Annotated in this window: 6 protein-coding genes and 1 other RNA gene; 2 read left to right on the forward strand and 5 right to left on the reverse strand. The window is 43.9% G+C overall.

Annotation, left to right across the window (positions count from 1 at the left end):
- Nucleotides 1-13: 13 nt before the first annotated feature.
- Nucleotides 14-110, reverse strand: an RNA gene (gene ffs, locus ABYB02_RS13145) — signal recognition particle sRNA small type.
- A gap of 139 nt (nucleotides 111-249) precedes the next feature.
- Nucleotides 250-1,119, reverse strand: coding sequence for a DUF3014 domain-containing protein (locus ABYB02_RS13150; RefSeq protein WP_372762891.1), 870 nt, complete (start codon nucleotides 1,117-1,119; stop codon nucleotides 250-252).
- A 173-nt stretch (nucleotides 1,120-1,292) separates the two neighbouring features.
- Here ABYB02_RS13150 and ABYB02_RS13155 point away from each other — a divergent pair, with 173 nt between their 5' ends.
- Nucleotides 1,293-2,435, forward strand: coding sequence for a patatin-like phospholipase family protein (locus ABYB02_RS13155; protein ID WP_372762892.1), 1,143 nt, complete (start codon nucleotides 1,293-1,295; stop codon nucleotides 2,433-2,435).
- A gap of 47 nt (nucleotides 2,436-2,482) precedes the next feature.
- On the opposite strand, the gene ABYB02_RS13160 is transcribed toward ABYB02_RS13155, so the two are convergent.
- On the reverse strand, nucleotides 2,483-4,450 hold the full coding sequence (locus tag ABYB02_RS13160; protein WP_372762893.1) for a monovalent cation:proton antiporter-2 (CPA2) family protein: 1,968 nt from the start codon (nucleotides 4,448-4,450) through the stop codon (nucleotides 2,483-2,485).
- Between the two features lie 124 nt (nucleotides 4,451-4,574).
- On the opposite strand from ABYB02_RS13160, the gene ABYB02_RS13165 reads away from it, so the two are divergent.
- Nucleotides 4,575-5,471 carry a GGDEF domain-containing protein gene (locus ABYB02_RS13165; RefSeq protein ID WP_372762894.1) on the forward strand — a complete coding sequence of 299 codons (897 nt, stop codon included), beginning with the start codon at nucleotides 4,575-4,577 and terminating at the stop codon, nucleotides 5,469-5,471.
- 92 nt (nucleotides 5,472-5,563) lie between these two features.
- Here the strand turns inward: ABYB02_RS13165 and ABYB02_RS13170 are convergent, their stop codons facing one another.
- Nucleotides 5,564-5,908: a hypothetical protein gene (locus ABYB02_RS13170; RefSeq protein WP_372762895.1), complete on the reverse strand. Its 345-nt coding sequence runs from the start codon at nucleotides 5,906-5,908 to the stop codon at nucleotides 5,564-5,566.
- Nucleotides 5,905-6,542, reverse strand: a 638-nt coding sequence (gene tilS / locus ABYB02_RS13175; protein WP_372762896.1) for a tRNA lysidine(34) synthetase TilS, incomplete at its 5' end; no start/stop codon positions are given. The genes ABYB02_RS13170 and tilS, both read right to left, overlap by 4 nt.

Raw genomic sequence — 6,542 nt, forward strand, 5'->3', positions numbered from 1 at the left:
ATTTGGGTGGCAGTCTTACCAGCCACATCTCGGCACACACGTCACAAACTGTGGCTGCTCCCTTCCGGGCCTGACCAGGTTCGCCTGCTAGTGTTGCGAGAGGACCAATAAGACTACCATTGAGGGCCTTGGTTGGCGCGGAAGAGATTATCGCTACTTTTACAGTGTTATTCAAGGGGTAATCTAAAAAGAAAGTGCGATTGCGCAGTTAATACACAATCGCACGGTATTCGTGTGCTATTTGCGCAGTTATTGCTTTGCTAACTGGGCTTTTATATTGCGTAGTGCTGTTTTTACTTTCTGCATGTTTTCTGGCCCCATACGTAACAGCTGTTTTTGTGCCGCAGGTAATTGCTCCCATTCAGAGTACGCATATTGGTAAGTAACCGAATCGCGTAGCAAGGGCAACTCGCTTTCTGGCTCTGGCGTGGCAAGTAATAAATCAATCGCATCTTCGAGTGTTTGCGTAAACTCGTTATCACCGTAACCAATTTCGCTATACGCATTATTGATTAACGGTTTATATTGCTCAAACATACGCACTGCTTGCGCTGCGCTCATACTAGTCAGTACTTTCACATACGGGGTGTAACGCTCATAGCTATTAGGATCAATCGTTAACACATCCCCTTCTAAAACGCTAAATTTTTCCTGCGGTTGCACAACTGGTGTGTGTTTTTTGGCAACTTTACCTTTGGCAAGATTGTCTATAAATACCACGCCACGGCGGATCACATCATCGGTGATCATTAAACTCATTGCCGCATCGCCTAAGTATTCATCTAGGTTCGCAACCACCACAACATCACTGTTATCGAGTGCTGGTAATACAACGGGCTCTGGCTCTGTGGGTGCTGCCGCTGGTTTTTCATAATTTTCGGGTCTTTCTGGTAGTACCGAAGGGGCATCCACCACAGGATCGTTTTCAGGTTTGAGCTCCATCATAGGTTGCTCTTTAATAACCGGCTCAACCTCAGTGCGCGCTGGTGTATCATCGCTTGGGGTTAGTAATACAAAGGCAGCCGCACACGCTATTATAATTAAAATAATAATAGCAAACAGTAAGTTGTTATTTGGTGGACGTTTTTGAACATCTGACGCTGTTGGTTTATCTGACATACGAACTCCATAAAAATTATAATGCAAAACCACTTAGAGTACTCAAAGTGGATTAAATTCATAGCTTACCGTAAATAATTATTAAAGCAGCTAAGGTATCCTTTGATTGTTCTAGCTTAAAGACTTACAGTTAATAAATAAAGCAAAGACGTAGACCAAGTTTAGTCACTTATATGAAAATCAAGCAAGTTGATCCCAATAAACCTAAAGTAGCACTTCTATTAACTGGGGGTGGTGCACGCGCGGCTTACCAAGTAGGTGTGCTTAAAGCCTTAGCCCACAGTATGCCAAGAACAGCCCCGTTGCCCTTTCGAGTGATCAGTGGCACCTCTGCGGGTGCGATAAACTCCGCAGCGCTGGCGTGTTATGCATCGTGTGCCCACTTGGCAATACGCAAGCTCGAAACGGTTTGGAAAAACTTTTCCACCTCAATGGTGTATAAAAGTGATTTTTTAAGTGTATTTGGTCATATTGCACGTAATATTCTGACTAGTTTTCAGTCAGAACATATAAACCATCCGCCTGCGAGTTTATTAAATAACCGCCCACTGCGTAAGTTATTAAATGAGATACTTGATTTAACGCGTATTGAGCGCAACTTACATCGTGATTACCTTGAAGCGGTGTCTATTACGGCGTCTAGTTATACCACTGGCGACTCTGTGGCATTTTTTCAATCGAATACCCAACAAGCCTGGCAACGGGCCAAACGCGAAGGCCGCCCTGCACGAATTAATGTTGAGCATTTAATGGCATCCAGTGCCATTCCAATGGTGTTTCCAAGTGTGAATATTTATAACCATTACTTTGGCGACGGCTCAATACATCAGCTTTCTCCATTAAGCCCCTCAATTCACCTTGGGGCTGAAAAAATATTTATTATTGGTGTGGAGCAACCCAAAGAGTTACACCCGCCGGGTTACTCCGCTCACTACCCTGGGCTGTCGTCGGTGGCAGGTCACTTACTCGATAGCGTATTTACCGATACCATGCAGTCGGATTTAGAGCGCTTAGACCGCATTAATCGCACCCTCGGCTTACTGCCTGAGCATAAGCATAAAGAACTCAAGCAAATTGATAGCTGCATTATTAACCCATCACAAAACTTTAATGCTATCGCGGCGCAGTACTATGACGATATGCCGTGGGCAATAAAAGTGTTACTGAGAATTATTGGTGTAAAAAAACACTCTCAATCGAGTTTAACCAGCTATTTATTGTTTGAGAAACGCTACACTCAGCATTTAATGCAAATCGGCTACGACGACGGCATGGCTAAACTGCCTGAAATTCGTAAGTTTTTAGAGCTCGATTAAGCCCTATAGGCCGAGTGCATAAAGCAGCCAGGGTAACAACACACTATTTATTCTATGCCATCTAATAAATAGTGCTCTGCACGTTCAATGCGCCTTGGCTTACCTTGCAGCACTAAAATATCGTTGGCGAGCAATATCGTTTGCTGCGAAGGCGACGCTATTTCGCAATTTTGCCGCCGCAGCGCCTTTATCGACACTTTACGTTTGGCTAGGTTAAGCGTGGCAATCGCTTTATTTACCGCATAGGCTTTATCGGGCAGCATTAAGGCGTGTAAATATTCGAGCCGCTCATGGTTATCTTCGTCTAATTGCTCGCCACTAAAAAAGCTTTGCAACAGCTGGTAGCGGTTATGCCTTTCGGTGCTCACACGCCGAATAATGCGGCTCATAGGTACCCCCGACATCGACAATACATGCGACACTAACATTAGGCTCGCTTCCAGTGTTTCGGGCACTACTTCTGTCACCCCTAATTCCTTTAAGCGCTCTAGCTGGCTATCATCTCGGGTTCTTATTAATATTTTTACCTTGGGTGCCACGTGTTTTATGGCATCAATCACCCTTTGGGTTTGTTCAAATTCGGTAAAGGTAATGATCACTAAGCGAGCACGCTCAACGCCCGCACATTTTAAAATATCGCTTTGATTTACATCACCAAACAGCACTGCATCTCCTGCAGCACGGCCTTCGTGCACTAAAATAGGGTTACTTTCTATGGCGATGTAATCAATTGCTTCGGGTTTTAAAAACCGTGAAATTGTTTGCCCGACGCGAGAAAAGCCGCAAATAACCACATGATCGGCGTACAAGGTGCTGCTTTTGGGCTCACTGTCTCGTTCCATACTGACACGATCTAATACCCCTAAGCGCTTTAAAATAGCCGGGGTTTTATCGATTAACAACGGGGTAAATGCCATTGAAAGTACTGCTAAGGCAATTAAAAACGACACTTGCTCACTGCTCAACAGTTGATGCTGCGCACCTAACGCGATAAGCACAAAGCCAAACTCGCCCATTTGCCACAGCATTAACGCACACGCTAACGCATCTTGTTTGCGCTCGCCGATTAATTGTGCACTCACCGCTACCACCAGTATTTTTAACATTAACAGCCCGACTAACACGGCAATAATCAACACGCCGTTGTGCAGCACATAGGCAACATTTAATTGCATCCCTACGGTAACAAAAAATAACCCCATTAAAATGTCTCGAAAAGGCCTAATATCGGCCTCTAACTGATGCCGGTAATGACTTTCCCCCAGCATCATACCCGCTAAAAAAGCCCCTAATGCCATCGATAAGCCAAACGCATAGGTAAGTAAAGCGGCAAATAAAGCCACTAGCAGTGTGGTCAGTACAAACAGTTCATCGGTGCGTACCAGTGCAATTTCGTTAAACACTTTAGGCAGTATCCACTTACCTATTGCCCACAATAGGGTACACACAAACGCGCCTTTACTCAGTGCTATAAATAATGTCCAACCAATACTTTGCGAGTTATTCGCGGCAAATAGCGGTAGGATGATCAATAACGGCACCACCGCGATATCTTGAAATAACAATACCCCCACTGCCAATTGACCTCGGCGTTTATTAAGCTCACCACTTTCTTTTAATAATTTAACCACCACCGCAGTAGAAGACAGCATTAAAATAGTGCCAATGGTAAAGCTGGTAAGTAAGCTAAAATTTAAGCAATATAAAATAATAATCAGCAGTACGCTGGTCACCACCACTTGCAACGAGCCTAAACCAAATACAATATTACGCATTGCCATTAGGCGCGAAACAGAAAACTCTAACCCCAAACTAAATAATAAAAATACAATGCCCAGCTCGGCCACTAAATCGATTTCGTGAGTTTGTGTCATCCAGCCAATACTCTGGTTGCCCGCTAAAACACCAGTTGCCAAATACGCCAAAATAGGCGGCAGCCCCGCCCGCTTAAACAGCCACACAAATAACACGGCCGCCACTAATAAGGTAAAAATTTGCGTATTAATATTTTGCAAGCAAAGCCCCGTTGCCGAGAAAACAGACATACTTAACTATAGCAGCATCTATTTAATGGTCATTTTTAAATGTGGCATAAAATTCGCTTGCTATTAAAGAAGTAGATACTCGGGGGAGAGTAAAATGGAAAACGTGCATATTTTGACGCAACGTATTTCGGGGCGCGGCGAATTTTTGCCGTTCTCAGCAGAGCATTACAGTAAAAACGGCAGTGCAGCAACACATGAGCTGACCGCTAAGTTACAAACCAGTTTGGTGATTGAAGATATTTTGGCTATTTATGCCTTGTTTGCAAAACAGTTACTCAACTTTTCAGGTATTCAATTGCATTCACCTTTAGGTTCAGTGCAAACACCTGATTGTAATAGTAACAACGCATCTTACTCTTTTGATTTAACAGTTGAAAATGAGCACTTAGGGCAACTAATCTATTTTAGTCAATACCCATTAAGTTTAGCGATAGAGCAAAAACTAAAACAGCTGCACAGTGCGCTAGTTTACCCATTGCGTAATGCAATGCGCTACAACCGCGTGTTAAAGTTAGCGACAAAAGATGCACTCACCGGGTTAAGTAATAGAAGTCAATTTAATGACACTTTATTACAGAAACTTGAAAATTGTCGCCGTTTCCAGCGCCCGTTTAGTTTAATGCTGTTTGATTTAGACAACTTTAAGCAAGTTAACGATAACTATGGTCATAAAGTGGGCGATGATGTGCTCAAAGAGTTTGCTCAGGTATTGATCAGCTGTATTCGTGGCACTGATACAGTGTTTCGCTTTGGCGGTGATGAATTTGCATTACTGATAGAAAACCCTGAATTTACCACTAATAAAGTGATCGCAGAACGCATTATGCGCCGCGTTAAGCATTCAAGCTTAATGGCGCAATACCAAGTAACATGCAGTATTGGTTTTACCTTGGCGGATAGCCAAGATAACGAAAACGACGTATTTTCGCGCGCCGATAAAGGCTTATATAAAGCCAAAGCCGCAGGCCGTAATTGCGCCAGAGCCTATTAAGCCGCTATTGATAACACTATGCGTTAAACGCAAAAAGCCTAGCTCCCCCGCTAGGCTTTTTGCTTTTTACTATAAGCCATAGTGCTAAGTGCTTAGCGCTTGTTAGCCATGAATCGCTGATAAATAAGTAATGCGAGACAAAAACCAAAAAAGAAACCACTGATTAAATTCACTAAAGCCCCCAGCGTGGCAAGTGGTGTAAACACCACTAACAGCAAAGGCACGCTAATAGCTAACATAAAAAACACTCCGCCTTTAGCTAACCAATATGCAAGCAAAAGGATGGCGCAAAGTGCTCCACCCGCATTCGCATAACCTAACGTGGTGATATCTAATGGCAACATCAGATTCGCAATAAGGGCAATAATAGCCGTGACTAATAGCCCTAATGGCGCTTTTTTTACTAGCGATAAACCGACATGCGGCTGTTGAGTCATACTTTACACTCCCAATAAATGCCTTGCTCTGCACTGTGTTCAGCACTTATAAAATACCCCACCACTTGCACGAGATCATCATTATAAAAAATCAGTGGCACGCTGCTGCGTAACCACGGGGCAAGTTTAATGTCTTTAAACCAGTGTTTAACGGTATTACTACCAGGCTTATTTAACGGTTTTATCCGCGCGCTATTACAGCCAAAGCGTACCGTAACGTGTTCATGCTCTGTTGGCGCTCTTATCCCCTGTCCTAGCTGTTTGCTCAGCACTCGGCCATCGTCAAGGGTTAGCTGCTCACCATTAAGTGGCGCATCGCTAAGTGGCTTAGTTGGTTTAACGAAGTAAAGATGAGCTTGGTGGCGGCGTAGTTGCCCTTGTGCTAACTGAATAAGCAGCTGCGCATCCGTTTTTGCCGTTAACGCTTGGCTTATAATTTCTGTAAGCTGCTTTTGTGCGGGTAAAACGTGGGTAAACAACCCAAGCCACGCCCGTACTAAATTAGCCACCCGTGCCGCAGAAAAGCCAGCAAGTGCATTAAGCTGTAATGCCTGCTGGCTATTTAAACACTGTGCTAAGTCTGCTTGGGTGTATTCATCAAGCAAGGCTTGCTGCTGTTGCAGTAAACTGATAC

The organism is Pseudoalteromonas sp. (genome assembly GCF_041613455.1).
Classification (GTDB): domain Bacteria; phylum Pseudomonadota; class Gammaproteobacteria; order Enterobacterales; family Alteromonadaceae; genus Pseudoalteromonas.

Excerpts from the sequence above, each read along its gene's own strand:
- ABYB02_RS13150 (WP_372762891.1), bottom strand. The coding sequence starts at position 1,119 with ATGTCAGATAAACCAACAGCGTCAGATGTTCAAAAACGTCCACCAAAT.
- ABYB02_RS13165 (WP_372762894.1), top strand. The coding sequence starts at position 4,575 with ATGGAAAACGTGCATATTTTGACGCAACGTATTTCGGGGCGCGGCGAA.
- ABYB02_RS13170 (WP_372762895.1), bottom strand. The coding sequence starts at position 5,908 with ATGACTCAACAGCCGCATGTCGGTTTATCGCTAGTAAAAAAAGCGCCA.
- ABYB02_RS13155 (WP_372762892.1), top strand. The coding sequence starts at position 1,293 with ATGAAAATCAAGCAAGTTGATCCCAATAAACCTAAAGTAGCACTTCTA.